At 36.0% G+C, this 19,045-nt stretch carries 19 protein-coding genes and 1 other annotated feature; of the genes, 14 read left to right on the top strand and 5 right to left on the bottom strand.

All coding sequences use genetic code 11. The features are described from left to right. Nucleotides 1–145: 145 nt before the first annotated feature. From rplM to mafR, 3 genes are all read left to right on the top strand, one after another. On the top strand, nucleotides 146–574 hold the full coding sequence (gene rplM / locus AC4BD1_RS11890; RefSeq protein WP_306294856.1) for a 50S ribosomal protein L13: 429 nt from the start codon (nucleotides 146–148) through the stop codon (nucleotides 572–574). Between the two features lie 15 nt (nucleotides 575–589). Further along, nucleotides 590–982: a 30S ribosomal protein S9 gene (gene rpsI / locus AC4BD1_RS11885; RefSeq protein WP_067484493.1), complete on the top strand. Its 393-nt coding sequence runs from the start codon at nucleotides 590–592 to the stop codon at nucleotides 980–982. A 433-nt stretch (nucleotides 983–1,415) separates the two neighbouring features. Next, nucleotides 1,416–2,864: a global transcriptional activator MafR gene (mafR, locus tag AC4BD1_RS11880; RefSeq protein WP_490485646.1), complete on the top strand. Its 1,449-nt coding sequence runs from the start codon at nucleotides 1,416–1,418 to the stop codon at nucleotides 2,862–2,864. Between the two features lie 12 nt (nucleotides 2,865–2,876). Here mafR and AC4BD1_RS11875 read toward each other — a convergent pair whose 3' ends face one another. Further along, on the bottom strand, nucleotides 2,877–5,429 hold the full coding sequence (locus AC4BD1_RS11875; RefSeq protein ID WP_490485645.1) for an HAD-IC family P-type ATPase: 2,553 nt from the start codon (nucleotides 5,427–5,429) through the stop codon (nucleotides 2,877–2,879). Between the two features lie 183 nt (nucleotides 5,430–5,612). On the opposite strand from AC4BD1_RS11875, the gene AC4BD1_RS11870 reads away from it, so the two are divergent. The 5 genes from AC4BD1_RS11870 (at nucleotide 5,613) to AC4BD1_RS11850 (ending at nucleotide 8,540) form a co-directional block, all read left to right on the top strand. Further along, entirely contained in the window at nucleotides 5,613–5,942 is a 330-nt protein-coding gene (locus tag AC4BD1_RS11870; protein WP_206908455.1) for an ArsR/SmtB family transcription factor, read from the top strand. Between the two features lies 1 nt (nucleotide 5,943). Next, nucleotides 5,944–6,621, top strand: coding sequence for a type 1 glutamine amidotransferase domain-containing protein (locus tag AC4BD1_RS11865; protein ID WP_490466638.1), 678 nt, complete (start codon nucleotides 5,944–5,946; stop codon nucleotides 6,619–6,621). 285 nt (nucleotides 6,622–6,906) lie between these two features. Continuing rightward, nucleotides 6,907–7,347, top strand: a complete 441-nt coding sequence (locus AC4BD1_RS11860) for a MarR family winged helix-turn-helix transcriptional regulator (RefSeq protein ID WP_490466637.1) — start codon at nucleotides 6,907–6,909, stop codon at nucleotides 7,345–7,347. Continuing rightward, nucleotides 7,348–7,977, top strand: coding sequence for a nitroreductase family protein (locus AC4BD1_RS11855; RefSeq protein ID WP_206908436.1), 630 nt, complete (start codon nucleotides 7,348–7,350; stop codon nucleotides 7,975–7,977). Nucleotides 7,978–8,096: 119 nt separating this feature from the next. Then, nucleotides 8,097–8,540, top strand: a complete 444-nt coding sequence (locus tag AC4BD1_RS11850) for a DUF2798 domain-containing protein (protein ID WP_206908433.1) — start codon at nucleotides 8,097–8,099, stop codon at nucleotides 8,538–8,540. 40 nt (nucleotides 8,541–8,580) lie between these two features. Here the strand turns inward: AC4BD1_RS11850 and AC4BD1_RS11845 are convergent, their stop codons facing one another. Further along, the gene (locus AC4BD1_RS11845; protein WP_206910717.1) at nucleotides 8,581–9,096 is read right to left on the bottom strand and encodes a PadR family transcriptional regulator; all 516 of its coding nucleotides are present in this window, start codon (nucleotides 9,094–9,096) and stop codon (nucleotides 8,581–8,583) included. Nucleotides 9,097–9,207: 111 nt separating this feature from the next. Between AC4BD1_RS11845 and AC4BD1_RS11840 the strand changes: the two genes are divergently transcribed. Then, a complete protein-coding gene (locus tag AC4BD1_RS11840; protein WP_490485644.1) occupies nucleotides 9,208–10,404 on the top strand; it encodes an MFS transporter in 1,197 nt (398 codons plus the stop codon). Between the two features lie 456 nt (nucleotides 10,405–10,860). Then, nucleotides 10,861–11,190 carry a hypothetical protein gene (locus AC4BD1_RS11835; RefSeq protein WP_490466634.1) on the top strand — a complete coding sequence of 110 codons (330 nt, stop codon included), beginning with the start codon at nucleotides 10,861–10,863 and terminating at the stop codon, nucleotides 11,188–11,190. Nucleotides 11,191–11,237: 47 nt separating this feature from the next. Here the strand turns inward: AC4BD1_RS11835 and AC4BD1_RS11830 are convergent, their stop codons facing one another. From AC4BD1_RS11830 to proB, 3 genes are all read right to left on the bottom strand, one after another. Continuing rightward, nucleotides 11,238–11,582 (bottom strand): hypothetical protein, encoded by a 345-nt coding sequence (locus AC4BD1_RS11830; protein ID WP_206910723.1) that lies wholly within the window; start codon nucleotides 11,580–11,582, stop codon nucleotides 11,238–11,240. Between the two features lie 117 nt (nucleotides 11,583–11,699). Further along, a complete protein-coding gene (locus AC4BD1_RS11825; RefSeq protein ID WP_206910725.1) occupies nucleotides 11,700–12,947 on the bottom strand; it encodes a glutamate-5-semialdehyde dehydrogenase in 1,248 nt (415 codons plus the stop codon). Nucleotides 12,948–13,006: 59 nt separating this feature from the next. Continuing rightward, on the bottom strand, nucleotides 13,007–13,807 hold the full coding sequence (gene proB, locus AC4BD1_RS11820; RefSeq protein WP_490466633.1) for a glutamate 5-kinase: 801 nt from the start codon (nucleotides 13,805–13,807) through the stop codon (nucleotides 13,007–13,009). 237 nt (nucleotides 13,808–14,044) lie between these two features. Between proB and AC4BD1_RS11815 the strand changes: the two genes are divergently transcribed. From AC4BD1_RS11815 to gltX, 4 genes are all read left to right on the top strand, one after another. Further along, nucleotides 14,045–14,578, top strand: a complete 534-nt coding sequence (locus AC4BD1_RS11815; protein WP_206910728.1) for a dCTP deaminase/dUTPase family protein — start codon at nucleotides 14,045–14,047, stop codon at nucleotides 14,576–14,578. A 40-nt stretch (nucleotides 14,579–14,618) separates the two neighbouring features. Continuing rightward, nucleotides 14,619–15,992 (top strand): DNA repair protein RadA, encoded by a 1,374-nt coding sequence (gene radA, locus AC4BD1_RS11810; RefSeq protein ID WP_206898080.1) that lies wholly within the window; start codon nucleotides 14,619–14,621, stop codon nucleotides 15,990–15,992. A gap of 28 nt (nucleotides 15,993–16,020) precedes the next feature. Beyond that, nucleotides 16,021–17,172, top strand: coding sequence for a PIN/TRAM domain-containing protein (locus AC4BD1_RS11805; protein WP_206910730.1), 1,152 nt, complete (start codon nucleotides 16,021–16,023; stop codon nucleotides 17,170–17,172). 175 nt (nucleotides 17,173–17,347) lie between these two features. Then, on the top strand, nucleotides 17,348–18,808 hold the full coding sequence (gene gltX / locus AC4BD1_RS11800) for a glutamate--tRNA ligase (RefSeq protein ID WP_206910733.1): 1,461 nt from the start codon (nucleotides 17,348–17,350) through the stop codon (nucleotides 18,806–18,808). Further along, nucleotides 18,805–19,016: a binding site (T-box leader), on the top strand. (Overlaps the previous gene by 4 nt.) The last annotated feature ends 29 nt before the right edge of the window (nucleotides 19,017–19,045 follow it).

Genomic DNA, 19,045 nt, shown 5'->3' with positions numbered 1-19,045 from the left:
GCGAGCAGAAAAACGTTGACATTATGCGAAGTAGCAGGTAATATGTTAAATGGTATTGTTTGCCCCACAAAGAGCCCCGGAAACTCGAAGTGTATGTCAAACATCAGAACTTAAATTGGAGGAAACTAACGTGCGTACAACATATATGGCCAAACCAGGCGAAGTAGAACGTAAATGGTATGTAGTAGACGCAACTGATGTTCCATTGGGACGTCTTTCAACAGTTGTTGCATCTGTACTACGTGGTAAAAATAAACCAACTTTCACACCTCATGTGGATACTGGCGATTTCGTCATTGTCATCAATGCAGATAAAGTGAAATTAACAGGTAAAAAAGCGACTGACAAAATTTATTACCGTCACAGCAACTACCCAGGTGGATTGAAATCAGTCACAGCTGGCGAATTGCGTGCTAAAAATTCTCGTCGTTTAATCGAAACTTCAGTAAAAGGAATGCTTCCTAAAAATACTTTAGGTCGCAAACAATTTACTAAATTGAACGTATATGGTGGTTCAGAACATCCACATACTGCTCAACAACCAGAAGTTTTAGATATCACAAACTTAATCTAATAGGAGGGAATTTCATTGGCACAAGTTCAATATATCGGCACAGGCCGTCGTAAAAATGCAGTTGCTCGCGTACGCTTAGTACCAGGAACTGGTAAAGTTATTGTAAACAAAAAAGATGTTGAAGAATACATCCCACATGCTGACTTGCGTGAAGTTATCAATCAACCTTTCGCTGTTACTGAAACAAAAGGCGCATATGACGTTTTTGTTAACGTAAACGGTGGAGGCTATGCTGGACAATCAGGAGCTATCCGTCATGGTATCGCTCGTGCATTGCTAGAAGTTGATCCTGACTTCCGTGCAGCTCTTAAACGTGCTGGCTTACTTACTCGTGACGCACGTATGGTTGAACGTAAAAAACCAGGTCTTAAGAAAGCTCGTAAAGCTTCTCAATTCTCAAAACGTTAATATTGTTATCGTTCAAAAAGACATTCCATTTTTGGAATGTCTTTTTTGTATATGATGAGGCTCACACTGGTTAGCGATTGGTTGACGAAGTGATAAAAAGTTTATTTTTATGAAGTTATCTATACTAGCGATTATTCTAGAATTTGCGTACTAATTGATTACCAAAGTTCAAATTTAGTTTATGCCTTATCAAGTTAAGTCTTTTCATTTTATTTATTTAAAATTATACTTAGTAAAGGAATGAAAACGATATCGGAAACCATGAGACTGATGTAAATCAGGTAATATCGAATCAACCTTCAATCATTTAATCAAAGTTTGGGTAGATACATGTCGAAAAGATGAAATAGCTATTTTTTTCAGTTCTGTTACACATAAAAAATTTATCACACCAATTTTTACGAATTGATTATTTTTGGGAAGGGGACCTTTCATGTACTCATTAGTGAAACAATTTATAACAGAGAAAGATTTATATCGACAAGTGTTATTGTTGGAACAACTTCTGAATAATTCACAGATTACGGTCAAAGAATTAGCTGAAAAAATCGACACGACAGAACGTACAGTCTTTTCAGATTTGAATTCTGTTCGTAGTTATTTACCTTCTGGATGGAAAATTGCTACAGATAATAACGGTATTAAATTGATTAGTGAAAGTACAGTTGCAACAAATGATATCTGGGAAGTTTTCTTGCCGCATTCGATTACGCTTCAACTAGTCAAAGAGTTACTTTTTACAAAGGAATTAAATTTATCTGATTTTTTGTATAACACAGGAATCTCCATGGAAACACTCAAACGTCATACCACAAAGGTTAATCAGAATCTAAAAAGTTATCATATTCGAATTCGTTTAAAGGGCGGAAAAGCACAGCTGGTTGGAGAAGAAAGCTCCATTCGGATTTTTTACCACAGGTTACTTTTACCGTTCACTCATAATAATTATTTTTTTGAAGACTATTTTATTCACGAAGATCATTATCACTATTTTTTAGCGAAAGATATCTCAACTAAACTGAAAGTTGAAACGGAACAGATATTTGGTATTTGCTGGTTCTTTATCAATACTATCAGAATCAAGGCGGGGTGCCAGATCAACCAGTTTTCATTTGATCAGGAGGATCCTCTGTTATGTTTATATGCGTCATCATTAAAGAGTTTATATAAAAAAGAGGGCATTTATCTTGAAGAATCAGAACTTTTTTTTGCTTTTTTCTGTTTTTTTGAAAGTTGGAATTATAACAATGACTTTGGTGAAGAAGTGAAGACAGTATTAGATACTGACTATCCTGACCTACTTGCTAAAGCACAACAAACGGTTCAAAAATTAGCTGAAAAACTAGACCTTCCCAAATTACACGACACACACTTGCAGTGTAATTTACTGGTGCTGTTATTGAAATATGCTGAGTCGCCTAGCCTTTCAGAGCAATTTCAATTAGAGTATCAAGAGCTATTGATCCAACAGAATGAAGCATATCCCATCGTCCAAATGGTCGGAGACGAGCTATTTCAAGAATTATTGCAAGTCGCATCCATTAAAGAACAAGCATATTTTGTAAATATTTTTCTTTTGTTGTGCCAGCAAGCAATTTTCTCAATCAAAACACACACCATAACTATCTATCTTATTTTTCAAAGTGAACCTGCCTGGAAGTTATTTTTACAACAAGAACTATCTGATTACTTAGGCAAACGGATTCGGATTGAACCAATTGAACTGACACAATTAAACGCAATCAAGTATCAAGCAGGGGATTTGATTGTTTCAAATATCCCCATTGACAGTTCTCCGCTTCCGGTTTTTTATCTTTCATTGATACCTACAAAAAATGAGCTCAGCCGATTGACTGAACTCACGAATCATTCTTACATCTAACCAAGTTTTCTCTTAGGAGGTAGACCCATGGTTAGGTGCTTTTTTTTTGCTTAAAAGTTTTTTACTGATTTTTTTCTCAAACTCAACGATGAGGAAAAGAACCAATGCGTTTCCAAAAATCAATAATTGTTGGTTGAGGGATAAGCTAGTTGTGCCAATCAATTGTTGAGCAGTCGGTAAGAAAATCACGATTGTTTGTAGGATGAACAAGATTCCTAATGAAATGAACAGAGCTTTGTTTTTCCAAATTCCTTGGTTGAGTGAAGAATCAAGTAATTCGCGACAGTTAATCATGTAGACTGCTTGACCTAAAACGATGCTTTGTAACAAGATCGTTTGTTGTAATGCAGTGCCATCGAACTGAATGGATAATAGGTAGGCGGGTACCATGATTAACAAGGATACATAGAATATTCGAAAGACATTGTAAAGTGACAAGATTCCAGCATTTGTTTCTCTAGGAGGACGTTTCATCACGTTTGGACTTGCTTTTTCAAATCCTAAAGCGTAAGAAAGTGTAATCGTTGTAGCCATATTTACCCATAAAATTTGTACAGTAGTTAGGGGAAGTGGGCGGTTTAATAATAAGGCTACGATCACGATTAGCCCTTGTGCTAATGCAGTGGGTAAGAAGAAGTTGATGGTTTTTTGCAAATTATCAAAGAGTCTACGTCCTTCTTTGACTGCTTTAGCAATTGTATGGAAGTCATCATCAGCTAAGACCATGTCGGCAGCTTGCTTACTGACCTCGCTACCTTTGATTCCCATAGCGATACCAACGTCTGCTTTCTTTAGGGCAGGTGCGTCGTTGACACCATCACCCGTCATACCAACGATTTCGTCATTTTTTTGTAAAGTGGTGACGATTCGTAATTTATGTTCAGGTGTCGTTCGGGCAAAAACATCCACCTTTTGGACCTGTTTAGCAAGTTCTTCATCTGATAATAAGTCGATGTCGACTCCTTCTAATACATTTTCTGTATGCTTCAATCCAATTTGAATCCCAATGGCTTTAGCTGTTTCTTTGTGATCACCTGTGATCATCTTAACTGAAATTCCAGCTTGTTGTGCTTCTCTGACTGCTTGGATCGCACTTTCTTTTGGTGGATCAATGATACCAGACAAACCAACGAAGGTTAGCTCGGTTAAAAGTTCATGGGTCAACTCTGTCGACTCATTGAACGCCTTGTAGGCAAATCCAAGAACACGTTGCCCTTTTTCTGCTAATTGTGTAGCTTGTTCTTCCCAATTTAATTTTTCAGTTTCAGTCAATTGTGATTTTTGCATCAAAATTTCTGGCGCACCTTTGACAAAAACAAGAAATTGGTTGTCGACAGAATGTGCAGTTGCCATGTATTTGTAACTTGAACTAAAAGGAATCTTGCCTAGAACTGGTTTTAAAGATAGTGCATCATTTTTCACATAGTTTAGTAAGGCTAATTCTGTTGGGTTTCCTTTTAATTGCTTGATTGGTTGATCGTCCTTAGTCTTTAATTCTTGGCAGTTGTTCATAATTTCTTTCATCATTTGTGGTTCATCAGTTAAGACGTCCATCACGGTCATTTCATTTTTGGTCAATGTTCCTGTTTTGTCAGAGCAAATAACGGTCATCGAGCCTAATGTTTCAATTGTTGGCATGCCTTTGATGATGGCATTTTCTTTTGCCATTTCTTTGACGCCCATTGAAAGGATCATTGTTAAGACAGCAGGTAATCCTTCTGGAATCATTGAGACGATCAATGCGACAGAAGCAGAGAACATCAAATTCAATTCTAGCCCGTATCTTAAACTAGAGAAGAAAAGCAAGAACACGATCAAGGCCAAGATACCTTGGAAAATGTACTTATTTAGTTGGTGCATTTTTTTGATAAGCGGGGTTGTCTGTACTTTTACAGACTGAAGTGCTTGGTTGATTTTCCCAATCTCAGTTTGATTTCCAATTTCGACAACGATCCCTTGAGCAGAGCCCGTTTGGACCAATGTCCCAGAAAATGCCATGTTCACTTGATCTCCTGTTGGCGATGTTTCTTCAATCGTGGCGCTTTGCTTTTCAACAGCTAAAGATTCACCAGTTAAAATAGCTTCTTCAATCGTTAGATCGTGTGTGTCAATCAAACGTAAATCTGCTGGGACAACATCGCCTGCTTTTAAGATAATAATATCTCCTCGAACGAGTTGCTCCGCATCAATTGTTTCTTGAATACCATCACTAAGGACGACTGATTCTTGTCCCATCATATTTCTCAGTCCATCCAAAGAATCTTCCGCTTTTCTCTCTTGCCAGTAACTAATCAACCCATTGATAACGACTACTAGCAAAATAATACTCCCACCAATGATATCTCCGGTGAAAAATTTAAGTAATGCAGCAATCATCAAAACGATCATCAATAAATCCGTAAAATGTTTCGCAAATTTTTGCCATGGTTTTAATTGTTCCTGTTTTTCAATCTTATTTAATCCATCAGTTTCTAAACGAGTTTGACGTTCCTTTTGTGTAAGGCCAGTTGTTTCAGCACGAGTTTTTTGCTTCACTTGTTCAGTTGAAAGTTTATACCATTTCATTGTGTTTCCTCCTGTGATCATTTACTTGATACCTTAAGTATATAGAGAAATTTTTTGATTTCTGGTCGATAATTTCAGGGAAGACTGAAAAAGATGCGTTGTTAGTTAGAAAGGAATAACTAATTTGACAAGAAGATTACTTTGGTGGTTTAATGGTTTAAAAATATAAACGGAGGGTGACAGATGGCTGACTTTACAAATTTAAAAAAAGAATTTTCAGAAGTGAGTAATTTTTTAATCGCTTTGGGCGATGAAAAACGTCAGGCAATTATCATTCGATTACTAGAAGACCGTGCTTGCCAAGGAGTTAGGGTGAATGAGTTAACAGCAACAACAAATCTTTCTCGCCCAGCAGTATCTCATCATTTGAAAATTTTAAAAGAAGCAAAAATCATTGATTATCGTAGTGAAGGAACGAAAAATTTCTATTATTTAACGCATGAAACAACCGAAATCAATAAATTGCAAAAATTATTGGGTGATGTGACCCAAATTATCGCAGAGGTGGATTAATGTGAAAAAAGTATTGATTATTGAAACAAATGTTACTCGCTATCAGGGAACAACTGAGCCAACTGGATTATGGCTAGGTGAAGCGGCTGAATTTGTGGATGAAATGCAAAAGGTTGGGATTGAATTCGATTTCGTTAGTCCAAACGGTGGATTTGTACCACTTGATCCGCGAAGTATGAAATACACAGATGAATCAATTCTTGAAATTTATGAAGATCCTGATTTTATTCATAGAGGATTAACGAACACTTTGCGTCCAGATCAAGTGAATCCAACTGACTATTCGGCTATTTATTATACTGGCGGACATGGTGTTATGTGGGATTTTCCAGAGGATTTGACCATTCAAAATCTGGCAACTGCTATTTATGATAATGGTGGATATCTTGTTTCTGTGTGTCATGGAGTAGCAGGATTATTGAATATTAAAGATAAGAGTGGTAATTATTTGATTGAAGGTAAGAATATTACTGGGTTTACTACGGCAGAAGAAATTCTCGCAGGGAAAAAATCGGTTGTCCCATTTTTGAATCAAGTAGCGGTGGAAAAAAGAGGAGGACATTTTAAGAAGAAAAGATTTTATCGAGAATATGCAATACAAGACGGCAGAATTCTGACAGGGCAAAATCCATTTTCTGTGCGAGCAGTTGCCAAGTTATTGATTAATGAACTAATTTAAATAACGAACTAGCTAGCAAACGCCAGTTACTAAAAAATGTGCTTTGGCATTTGGGAAGAGTTGTTAGTTAGTTTTTTTGTGCAGTAAACTAAAACCTGCTTACTAAAATCATTACTAAGTTATTAACTTGTTCATTTATTATTAAAGAATTTTTAGCGATCATATCTTGAATCGCCAATAAAAAAATTCATTTAACAAACAAAAATTCTTGCCTTTCTCAACAAATCGTTTTATCATTGACGAGTCAATAGTTGACGAGTCAATTGTTAGTGTGAGGAGGAACAGATGTCTTTAGAAGAAGTTAGTCATGTTTTATATCAAATCAAAGTAGCAGATCAAAAGATTATCCAAATTTTTGAAGAAAATATTGGGTTGAGCTTGACGCGTTATGAATTATTAACGCTTTTAAGAGAAAAGAATCCTTGTTCACAAAACACGTTACAATCTTTATTACAAATTGATCAAGGAGCGGTGACTAGGCACTTAAAATTATTAGAAACAAAAGGTTACGTTACACGACAAAGAAATCCTTTGAATAATCGCGAAGTAGTGGTCACTTTAACCGCTAAAGCAGAAGAGAAACTTTCAAACTGCGAAAGAGAGCACACGGATATGGCTAGCATTTTATCACAGGCATTCGATCGAGAAGAAATGTCACAGTTATTAGTGTTGCTTAATAAATTAAATACGCAATTATCAGCAATCAAAACGAAAGAAGTGGAATAAATGGAACAAGCAAAAGATTTTTCAACAATTATGTATGGCAGAAAATCTGTCCGGGTGTACGATGAAACATACAAAATTTCCCACGAAGAAATGTTAACCATGATTCAGGAAGCAACAACAGCTCCTTCTTCAGTGAATATGCAACCATGGCGTTTTGTAGTTGCGGAAAGTGACGAAGCAAAAGAAAAATTACGTCCACTGATTCGTTTTAATACAAAGCAGAATGATACATCTTCAGCTATGGTGATGATTTTTGGGGATCTAGAATGTTATGAATATGGTGAAGAAATCTATAATCAAGCTTATGAAGCTGGCAAGATGCCAAAAGAAGTCCGCGATCAACAATTAGCAACAATTATTCCTTATTACAAATCATTCTCTAAGTCGCAAATGAATGATGTCGTAAAAGTTGATTCTAGTCTTGCGGCAATGCAATTCATGTTAGTTGCACGTGAACATGGCTATGAAACGAATCCAATTGGTGGGTTTGAAGCAGATCAACTCGCAGAAGCTTTTGGTTTAGATAAAGAAAGATATGTACCAGTTATCATTTTATCCATCGGAAAAGCGGTAGAAGAAGGATACGAGTCTGTTCGCTTAGCAGCTGATAAAGTGACTACTTTCAAATAAAATCCAATCTTTTAAGTGCTCAAGTCAACTTTCATTGATTTTATGATAAATAAATGCTTACGAGAATTTTTTATCTATGCTACGATAATCCTCGTGACAAAATGAAAGGAATGATTTGAGTGCCTACAAATAAAAAAGAAGGAATTATTTTTACTACGATGATGTGCTTTTCAATGGTTTTTGGAATGAGTGCCTATAATTTATGGTTACATCAGGAGCTGTATTTGACGAAATTTATGACAGGACTAATCCCAGGTTTTATTGTTGCCTTCATCTTAGATGTTTTTGTTATCGGTGTTTTAGCAAAGAAAATTGCTTTTAAATTACCGTTGGATCCAGAAAAAAAAGTACCTATTATTTTAACGATTTCTTGTTTAATGGTCGCTGGCATGGTTACTTGTATGTCACTTTTTGGTGTAATAATGGAACAAGGAATCTCGGATAATTTATTACCAGCATATCTGAACGCTTGGAAAATGAATGTTGTTGCAGCGTTACCTTTACAACTCCTTTTCGTAGGGCCTATTTCTCGAAAAGTATTGAACATCATCCAAACAAAATAAAAATAGAGTGTGTCATCTGCAGAGATGACACACTCTATTTTTATGCAAAGAAAGCTTGCATTTGATCTCTTACCTGTTGGCACCATAAAATTTCCTGTTGGCAAAGAAGAACTTTTCGTTTGATGACGACATAGCGTCCAAAATCTTCTTTTTTCGTTGAGGTAAGACCATCTAATTTTGCTTGGTTTTTTTGAAGTATTTTATTCAACTGTTGTTCACGCGTAAATAGCAAACCATTTGCTGTATTTTTATCTAATGTAGAAAAGGCATAGATTTTTGCTAAAAACTCATCTTTTTGTGTAGGTGAAGGAGTTTCTTCCCTGATCCATTCTTCAACGAGTAAGCGTCCTTCATTCGTTAGTTCATAAATTTTTTTCTGTGAATGCTGCTCGTTATCTAAGATAGATAAATAACCTTGTTGTTCGAGTTTCGCTAAGGTTGTGTAAATTTGACTATGGTGTGCTTCCCAGAAAATATTAATCAATTGTTTTAACTCATAGCCAGATCGTGGCTTTGTTAAAAGAACACACAATAGAATATAAGATAAAGTATTCATTGAGTAATACTCCTTTCTCTGTTTTTTTTATTATATCACAAAAAATATACTTAAATTACATGTGCATATTGACATGTAATTTAAGTCATGTATGATGCTAGTTAGAGAGGAATGATAAATTTGGAAAACAAAATTGAAATGAAAGAGCAGACTTCCGAGAAAAATTCGGCATTGGTTGTGGCTGCGACCTGTATGATTGCATTCATGGGAGTAGGATTGGTTGATCCCATTTTAAAAACAATTGCTTTACAATTAAATGCAACACCTGCAGAAACTACGCTTTTATTTACAAGTTATATGCTAGTAACAGGTGTAGTTATGTTGTTCACGGGATTCTTATCTAGTCGAATTGGTTTGAAAAAAACATTGATGATGGGTTTATTGATTATTGTGTTATTTGCCGGACTAGGTGGGTTATCAAATAATATTGGCTTATTGATTGGTTTGCGTGCTGGCTGGGGAATTGGTAATGCACTGTTTGTTTCAACAGCACTGGCGACAATCGTTAGCATTTTGGTAGGAAACACAGAAAAAGCAATTATGATGTATGAAGCTGCGATTGGCTGTGGAATGGCCATTGGTCCATTGTTAGGTGGCGTACTCGGAAGTGGATCATGGAGATACCCATTCTTTGGCGTTGCTTTTTTAATGTTGTGTGCCTTTATTGCGTTGGCTATTTTATTGCCTGAAATTGAAAAACCAAAACGTAAGGTTCAATTTTTAGAAGGAGTGAAAGCTTTAGCTAATTATAAATTACGTTCAGTTGGATTAATCGCGTTACTCTACAATTTTGGCTTTTTTACTTTGCTTGCATATGCACCATTTCTGTTAACAGGTTACACTGAGATGCAAGTTGGATTTGTCTTTTTTGGTTGGGGCGTATTGTTAGCAATTTCTTCTATTTTTGTAGCACCATTTTTAGAAAGAAAATATACAACCTACCGCACGATTATGACTGCTTTTGTTTTCTTTACACTTTGTTTAATATTACTTGGTTTAGGAACATCAATCTCGATACTCGTACCAATCAGTATTGTGTTAGCTGGATTTTTTCAGGGAATTATTAATACATTGTTAACGACTATTGCTATGGAAATTCCAGGCTTGGAAAGAAATGTAGCTTCTTCTAGCTATAGTTTTGTCCGCTTTTTTGGTGGAGCTCTGGCACCATTTATTGCGGGTAAAATAGGCGAAATCTTTGATGAAAAATATTCGTTTTATTTTGCAGCAATCATTGTTTTGTTAAGTTTAGGATTTATTATTTATCATCGACAATACTTTGTAACAGAAGAAGGAGACCAAAAATAAAAATGAAAAAAATCCTAGAAACTTTATAAACGAAGTTTCTAGGATTTTTTATTTTTCTGCTACACGGATCCGTACCTTCGTTTTTAAGAATCTCACGGATTGAATGTGCGTCAGACAACTAATGGATGGAAGTCAGTACTGAAGTAATACTTAAGGGAATCCAGCTAAGCCAATTGAGTGTCTTCACTCGCATAATATAGCCAGCATGTTTGAGCCACTGGTAAAAAAGAATAATATCCGCTAAAATCAAGGCATATAAGCTAGCAAGGATAGTATTTAAAAGAGAAGTGAGAGAGCAATAGCCATATGCGCCGGTTCATTAAAGGTAAATTAATTGCTTGCCAACTATAAAGGATTAAACAAAAATCTAAAATGGAAATTAACCATAAGGTAAATATTTTTTCTCTTAATGATTCAGTGAGTAACCTGTAACAAAATAGTGAGGAGTAAAGTAAAATGTTTGAAGAAAATTTTCGTGAAGTAGGGCTAACGTTCGTCGAGTTACCCATTGAATTGGTCGATGGACGACCAGTGTATCGAGGCTATTTAAAAGAATTACCAATAATCAATGCACAAGGTGAATCTAGAAAAGCCATGCAACAAAGATTAGCAACGATTTATCAAGCGTATCGTACAGAAATGCTGGAAGAATTAGATGAAGAAAAAGAAAAGACGATGAACTTATCTGTCGATGAATTACTTCGATATTATGATGGTGAGACATTTGATGGTTTTTCGATTCATGAAGGAAATTTTGAGACAGATTCAGAAAACTACTGGAATTAATCAATTAGGGAGTGTGTAGCGATTCTATCAACTACACACTCCCTAATCTAATGAAATCTGTGTTTCAATTGATCTTTATTCAATTGATATTTGTAAGTTAAATGAAAAAAGCCTGCAATTAAAAGTGTGACCGTATACGGTAATGAATGATTAAAAAATGACACGTAATTAATCGCTGCTAATAAACTTAAGGCTAACATATAGCTTATATAAAGCCGAATCAGTAATCCTTTAGGTCCAATTTTTTCAAAATACTTTGTCCATTTTTCTCGCTGCATGCCTTGACTTCTTTTTTTTATCTGAAAGAAAAGTGTTAGTAAAGCGACACCAAAAAAAGCGGCAATGTTTAGGGAAAATAAATAGACTAAAAAGATGGTTAAAATTTCAAACATGAGAATACCTTTCTATTAGGTGAATCATTTAAAAAAATAATTCACCTTTATTGCATAATTTACAGTTAGAGGGAACAATCTATGATAACAAATGTTTCTTGTGAAACAAATTAGATGTTACTCACGTACTTGACCGTCACCGTAAATGATATATTTAGTTGTAGTTAGTTCATTAAGACCCATTGGCCCTCTTGCGTGTAGTTTTTGCGTGGAGATACCAATTTCAGCGCCAAATCCAAAAACAGCACCATCAGTAAATCGGGTAGAGGCATTTACATAGACTGCAGCAGCATCAACTTGATTTAAAAATTTTTGACTAGCAGAATAACTGTCTGTAACGATTGCTTCTGAGTGTTTCGTGTTATGGCGATTGATGTGGGTAATCGCTTCGTCGATAGAGTCAACGATTTTTACTGCTAAAATATAATCAAGATATTCTGTATCCCAATCTTCATCTGTTGCTAAAGATGCTGTTTCTAAAAATTCTAGTGAACGTTGATCTGCATGCAGTACCACACCACTGTCAACTAATGCTTTTTCAAGTACTGGCAAGAAAAAAGGAGCGACTTCTGCATGAATTAATAACGTTTCAGCAGCGTTGCAAACAGAAGGACGAGATGCTTTTGCGTTAACAATAATCTTTTTTGCCATTTCTAATTGCGCGTCTTTATCAATATAAATGTGATTGTTTCCTGTACCAGTTTCGATAATTGGCACAGTAGCATGAGCTTTTACCCGTTGGATCAAATTTGCTCCTCCACGAGGAATCAAAACATCTAAATAATCGGTTAAGTTCATTAATTGATCAGCAACCTCGTGAGAAGTATCTGTTACAAATTGAATTGCGTAAGGAGAATGCCCATTGTCCACCAAAACTTGTTGTAGGATTTCGACTAGTTTTTGATTGGAAACAAAAGCTTCTTTTCCACCACGCAAGATAACTGCATTTCCAGATTTGAAGGCTAAGCTGGAAGCATCTGTTGTGACATTTGGCCGTGATTCATAAATAATTCCAATAACACCAAGTGGTACACGTTTTTTTCCAATCAGCAAGCCGTCCTCATTTTTCCACATATGATCAACTTTTCCGACCGGATCCTCCAGTTGGGCAACCTTTCTTATCTCTTCTGCCATCGAATGAATTCTTTCAGGTGTAAGTCTTAATCGATCTTGCATTGTCTCGCTAATTTTATTTTGTGTTGCATGAGCCAAGTCCTCTTTATTAGCTTCAAGAATGGTTGCTTGGTTTTCTTCAATAGCATCCGCCATTTTAAGTAACAAGCTATTTTTATCTGTCGTGCTCATTAAAGCCAAGGTAGTAGCACTGCTTTTAGCATTTTCTCCGAGCTGTCTTAAGTCGATCATCGTAAATCCTCCTTTGTTTTTATAAAAGTTAGTCGAGTTCTCTCATCAAAAATAGTCTTTTAGTTTTGCTTGAAAAATGTACCGATTTCTTTACCAGCTAAGATATCAAAAATAATTGCTGGATTTTTCCCGTTTGCAAGGACCATGGAGCGATTCGCATCAAAAATTCGTTTTGCTGCTTGTAGTTTGCTGTGCATGCCACCTGTTCCAAAGGTACTTCCCGCACCACCAGCTTTGGCCATCAAATCATCATTGATCTCAGTAACCAATGAGTATAGTTCAGCTTGAGCATTAGTTGTGGGATTATCAGAATAAAAGCCATCAATGTCAGATAAGACAATCAACAAATCCGCTGTAACTAATTGAGTTACGATTGCAGAAAGTTGATCGTTGTCTCCAAATTTTGTCGAATGATCTAGCTCATCGACTGCAACGGTGTCATTTTCATTTACAATTGGGATTACGCCAAGGGAAAACAGTTGCTCTAAAGTGTTGGTTACATTTTTTCTGCTTTCTGGAAAATCGATTACATCACGCGTAACTAAAACCTGTGCAGTTTGCTGACCATAAGTTGCGAATCGTTGATTATAAATGTTTATTAACTCACCTTGACCAATCGCTGCGATTGCTTGTTGTTCAGGAATCGTTTGTGGTCGTTTATTCAAATTCATTTTTGTCATTCCAACACCAACAGCACCAGAGGAAACCAAGATGATTTCTTTTCCACGATTGCGTAAATCAGTTAAAACAAAAGCAAGTTGATCAATCGCCGCTAGATTTACTTTTCCGTTTGGATAAATCAATGTGCTTGTACCTACTTTGATGATAATTCGTTTTGCTTGAGTTAGTTCTTTGCGCATGAGACACCTCTAATAATTAATTGAATAAATTTTGTATGTAATTTTTTTCTATTCTACTTGTTTTAGTGTCTAAAGTCATGTTTAAAAGAAGAACTTTTTTAATTAAGAAGAAAAAAAGGACGATCTTTGAAGACTTTGCTATAGGATAGCAGAATTTTTTGAAGATTTTGCAAAGAAAGGTCTTTGGTAGTGTGAATATGGTAAAATAAAACATAGTTTATTCTAGGGGGAAGATTCGTGAAAAAAAGAGGTTTTGAAGTCGTTTCTAACTATGCGAGTCAAGAAATCAATTTACCAAAAAGAGCAACACACCATGCTGCAGGATATGATTTTGAAGCTGCGGCAGATATTATTATTCCAAGTATTTGGAAATCAGGGATAAAAAATGGTCTTACTACATTGATTGGATCAATGGGGGAAAATGCAATAACAATTGATGAAAAACAACTAAAACCTATTTTGGTGCCAACAGGTATCAAATCTTATATGGGAGAAGATGAATTCTTACAGTTAGCTAATCGTTCAAGTAATCCTTTAAAACGATTTTTAGTTTTAACAAATGGCGTTGGGGTCATTGATAGTGATTACTACAATAATCCAGATAATGAGGGGCATATCATGTTCCAGTTTACTAATTTTGGTTTTAAAGATGTGACAATCAAAAAAGGTGAACGAATTGGGCAAGGTATTTTCTTGCCGTTTTTGAAGGCAGATCAAGATGAAACAACAACAAGTCGAGAAGGCGGATTTGGTTCTTCCAATAAAGATTAACTTGGCCAGTATTTACTAGCTATTTAAAGGAGGCGAGGCAATGGCAAAAAAATCAAAGACACAATTTGTTTGTCAAAATTGTGGGTATGTGTCGCCTAAATTTTTGGGACGTTGCCCAAATTGTGGGAAATGGAATACGATGGTCGAAGAGATTGAACAAGATACAAGTGATCGTCGAGTCCGTACAAGTTTAACTGGCGAACGAGCAAAGCCCACAAAAATCGACGAGGTGGTCCCTAAAAAAGAACCTCGTGTGCAAACGAAATTAACTGAATTGAACCGTGTACTTGGGGGGGGAGTAGTCCCAGGTTCAATGGTACTGATCGGTGGAGATCCAGGGATTGGGAAGTCAACACTGCTTTTACAAGTATCTCAGCAATTAGCAGCTATTGGGGGAAAAGTTTTATATGTTTCTGGTGAAGAAAGTGCAGAACAAATCAAACTTCGTGCGGAACGCTTAGGAAATATTGATACCGAGTTTTATTTATATGCAGAAACAGATATGAACGAAATTAGTCATGCGATTGAACAACTTAAACCAGATTATGTCATTATTGACTCAATTCAAACAATGACTCAACCAGACATTACAAGTGCTGCTGGGAGCGTTAGCCAGGTAAGAGAAACAACTGCAGAATTATTGAAAATTGCGAAGACGAATGGCATTGCTATTTTTATTGTCGGACATGTTACTAAAGAAGGTTCGATTGCAGGACCAAGAATGTTGGAACATATGGTGGATACTGTTTTGTATTTTGAAGGGGAAAAACATCATAGTTTCCGAATTTTACGTGCAGTGAAAAATCGTTTTGGCTCAACCAATGAGATTGGTATTTTTGAAATGCGTGAACACGGGCTAGAAGAAGTATCTAATCCTTCTCAGATTTTTTTGGAAGAACGTCTAGATGGTGCAACAGGATCAGCAATCGTTGTTGCAATGGAAGGCACTCGTCCAATTTTAGTAGAAATCCAAGCTTTAGTTACCCCAACTATGTTTGGAAATGCGAAACGCACGACTACCGGGTTAGATTTTAACCGAGTTTCTTTGATTATGGCAGTTTTAGAAAAACGAGCCGGTTTATTATTACAAAATCAAGATGCTTACTTAAAAGCGGCAGGTGGAGTAAAATTAAATGAACCAGCAATTGATTTAGCGATTGCGGTAAGTATTGCATCAAGTTATAAAGAAAAAGGAACACAGCCAACAGAATGTTTTATTGGCGAAATTGGGCTTACTGGTGAGATTCGACGTGTAAGTCATATTGAACAACGTGTCAAAGAGGTTCAAAAATTAGGATTTACGAAAGTCTATTTACCAAAAAATAATTTAGGTGGGTGGAAGGCTCCAACGGGTATTGAAGTTATTGGAGTCGCAACATTGGGCGAAACACTTAAAAAAGTATTTCAATCATAAAATAAAAAATTGAAATGGAGGAACAACTATGCAAAAACGCGTCATTACGTTGTTGATGATTATTGCCGGAGCAAGTTTAGGTATTTCTTTTTTACCAACTGCTTGGCAAGCAATCGGTCAACAAACCAATGGCTGGCTGAACAATACGTTTACTAATAGCCTGTTAGGTGCACTTATTTTCTTTATTTTATCTCTGCTATTAGCAAAACATATTGCTGCTGTGCTGAAACAAGTAGAAGAAAAATTAAGTGAGATTAGTTTAACTTATTTATTGTTTGGAGCAATTGGTACAATTATTGGTCTAACTTTAGGGGTGATTATTTCAACTCCTCTTTACAACATGGAAATTCCATTTGTAAATAGCGTTTTACCCATTTTATTGATGATCTTTTTAGGTTATTTTGGTATGAGAATGGGGACAACTCGAATCGATGAATGGAAGAAAATTTTTGCACCACGAAGCAAGAAAGTAGAACAAGAATCACCAACTCAATTTGAAAGCCAACTATTGGAACGTAAATCAGGAGACAATTTCCATAAATATAAAATTTTGGATACGAGCGTTATCATTGATGGTCGAATTTATGATATTGCTAAAACAGGTTTTTTAGAAGGAACATTAATGATTCCAAATTTTGTTTTATATGAATTGCAATACATCGCAGATTCTGGTGATAGTTTAAAACGAGTTCGAGGGCGTCGTGGACTAGATATTTTAAATGCTTTACAAAAAGAAGAAGGTATTTCTGTTGAAATGTATGATGGAGACTTTGAGGAAATCAGTGAAGTTGATAGTAAATTAATTAAATTAGCTAAACTTTTAGATGGTGTGATTGTCACTAATGATTATAACTTGAATAAAGTCTCTGAGTTTCAAAATGTGCCAGTGTTGAACATCAACGCTTTAGCAAATGCAGTCAAACCAGTTGTTATTCCTGGTGAGACAATGAATGTTTTAGTCGTAAAAGTCGGAACAGAGCGTCAGCAAGGTGTTGCTTATTTAGATGATGGAACTATGGTTGTTGTTGAAGATGGCCAGCATTATATGAACGAGCATCTTGAAGTTGTTGTAACTAGTGCATTGCAAACAGCGGCTGGTCGAATGATTTTTGCCAAACCAGCACATGCAGGTCGAGGAATTGATAACAAAAAAAATTCAGAAACGAAGACGAAATCTTAATTTTATAAATAAAATAAGCCAACTGATGAGGAAATTCAATCGGTTGGCTTTACTATTTGCACTAGAAAAGGTAAAATTTTGCTGAGTGACTTTAAATAAATAATGTTTTTAAGGTCAAAGCTGACGGATTTTTGCTGTTAGTCACATAAGTCTAGTTTGAAAGAAGAGGAAGAAAATGACGAAAGTACGCGTACGCTATGCACCAAGTCCAACAGGGCATCTGCATATTGGAAATGCACGAACTGCATTATTCAATTATCTATTTGCTCGCCACAATGATGGAGAATTCATCATTCGTATTGAAGATACTGACCAAAAACGTAACATTGAAGATGGAGAAAAAAGTCAGTTAGAAAATCTAGCTTGGTTAGGAATGGATTGGGATGAATCTCCTGAAAATCCAGGAGAATATGGTCCTTATCGTCAGTCTGAACGTAAAGAAATTTATCAACCACTGATTGATCAATTACTTGCAAGCAATCGAGCTTACAAATGTTACTGTACAGAAGAAGAATTAGAAGCTGAACGTGAAGCACAACGCGCTCGCGGTGAAATGCCTCACTATGGTGGGAAATGTGCCAACTTAACTCCAGAAGAACAAGCTGAAAAAGAAGCGCAAGGTCTAGAGTCAGTTGTTCGTTTCCGTGTGCCGCGCAATACAGAATATAAATTCAATGATATGGTCAAAGGTGAAATTTCATTTGAATCAGATAATATCGGCGGAGACTTCGTCATTCAAAAACGTGATGGCATGCCAACTTATAACTTTGCTGTAGCAGTGGATGATCACTTAATGAAAATTACTCATGTTTTACGTGGAGATGACCACATTGCAAACACACCAAAACAATTGATGATTTATGAAGCATTTGGTTGGACACCGCCAACGTTTGGTCACATGACGCTGATTATTAACAGCGAAACTGGTAAAAAATTAAGTAAACGTGACGAATCAATTCTTCAATTTATCGAACAATATCGTGAATTAGGTTACTTACCGAATGCAATGTTCAACTTCATTGCATTGCTTGGTTGGTCACCAGTAGGTGAAGAAGAAGTTTTCAGTCAAGAAGAATTAGTGAAAATGTTTGATCCAGAACGTTTGAGCAAGTCACCAGCAGCATTCGATGCAAAAAAATTACAATGGGTAAATAACCATTATATGAAAGAAATGGATTTAGACGAACTAACAGATATGTGTCTACCTTATTTGATTGCAGACGGTCGAGTTGAAAAAGATCCAGATGAAAAAACAATTGAGTGGGTGAAAAAAATCGTTCAATTGTATCAACCACAAATGAGCTATGCTGCGGAAATCGTTGAAGTATCAGAGTTATTCTTTAATGAACATCCCGTTTTAAATGATGCAGCAAAAGAAGTTTTAGCTGGTGAAACAGTTCCAGCCGTCTTGACAGCATTCAAAGCTCAATTAGAAGAAATGGAAGTTGTTGATGCGCCAACAGTTAAAGCAGCTATCAAAGCAGTCCAAAAAGAAACTGGTGTAAAAGGCAAAAACTTATTTATGCCAATTCGTGTGGCTGTTTCAGGTCAAATGCATGGGCCTGAATTACCAGACACAGTCGAATTATTGGGTCGTGAAAAAGCACTTGCTCATTTGAGCCAAGTAATAAAATAAACACAAAGAACAGAAGAAGTAAACAGGTAGTTTGTTCATAGAGAGACGGCGGAAGGTGAAAGTCGTTACAAATTAGGTGTTGAAATGCCTCTGGGAGTGGTTTTAGCGAACATAAGTAGCTAAAAACGGGTAGCAGACGTTATCTTGCTTCGAGGTAATCTGTTTTGATTATGAAAAAAAGTGGAACCACGCCGTTAGCGTCTTTTATTTAAGGAAACTTATTTAAAAGGCGCTTTT

This window comes from Enterococcus sp. DJ147D b (assembly GCF_058216655.1).
This window is presented reverse-complemented; position numbering and strand designations above follow the sequence as displayed.

What these genes read in the sequence shown, in the direction of transcription:
- rplM (WP_306294856.1), top strand. Translation starts at nt 146, where the DNA reads ATGGCCAAACCAGGCGAAGTAGAACGTAAATGGTATGTAGTAGACGCA.
- mafR (WP_490485646.1), top strand. Translation starts at nt 1,416, where the DNA reads ATGTACTCATTAGTGAAACAATTTATAACAGAGAAAGATTTATATCGA.
- AC4BD1_RS11875 (WP_490485645.1), bottom strand. Translation starts at nt 5,429, where the DNA reads ATGAAATGGTATAAACTTTCAACTGAACAAGTGAAGCAAAAAACTCGT.
- AC4BD1_RS11870 (WP_206908455.1), top strand. Translation starts at nt 5,613, where the DNA reads ATGGCTGACTTTACAAATTTAAAAAAAGAATTTTCAGAAGTGAGTAAT.
- AC4BD1_RS11860 (WP_490466637.1), top strand. Translation starts at nt 6,907, where the DNA reads ATGTCTTTAGAAGAAGTTAGTCATGTTTTATATCAAATCAAAGTAGCA.
- AC4BD1_RS11855 (WP_206908436.1), top strand. Translation starts at nt 7,348, where the DNA reads ATGGAACAAGCAAAAGATTTTTCAACAATTATGTATGGCAGAAAATCT.
- AC4BD1_RS11845 (WP_206910717.1), bottom strand. Translation starts at nt 9,096, where the DNA reads ATGAATACTTTATCTTATATTCTATTGTGTGTTCTTTTAACAAAGCCA.
- AC4BD1_RS11840 (WP_490485644.1), top strand. Translation starts at nt 9,208, where the DNA reads ATGATAAATTTGGAAAACAAAATTGAAATGAAAGAGCAGACTTCCGAG.
- AC4BD1_RS11835 (WP_490466634.1), top strand. Translation starts at nt 10,861, where the DNA reads ATGTTTGAAGAAAATTTTCGTGAAGTAGGGCTAACGTTCGTCGAGTTA.
- AC4BD1_RS11830 (WP_206910723.1), bottom strand. Translation starts at nt 11,582, where the DNA reads ATGTTTGAAATTTTAACCATCTTTTTAGTCTATTTATTTTCCCTAAAC.
- AC4BD1_RS11825 (WP_206910725.1), bottom strand. Translation starts at nt 12,947, where the DNA reads ATGATCGACTTAAGACAGCTCGGAGAAAATGCTAAAAGCAGTGCTACT.
- proB (WP_490466633.1), bottom strand. Translation starts at nt 13,807, where the DNA reads ATGCGCAAAGAACTAACTCAAGCAAAACGAATTATCATCAAAGTAGGT.
- radA (WP_206898080.1), top strand. Translation starts at nt 14,619, where the DNA reads ATGGCAAAAAAATCAAAGACACAATTTGTTTGTCAAAATTGTGGGTAT.
- AC4BD1_RS11805 (WP_206910730.1), top strand. Translation starts at nt 16,021, where the DNA reads ATGCAAAAACGCGTCATTACGTTGTTGATGATTATTGCCGGAGCAAGT.
- gltX (WP_206910733.1), top strand. Translation starts at nt 17,348, where the DNA reads ATGACGAAAGTACGCGTACGCTATGCACCAAGTCCAACAGGGCATCTG.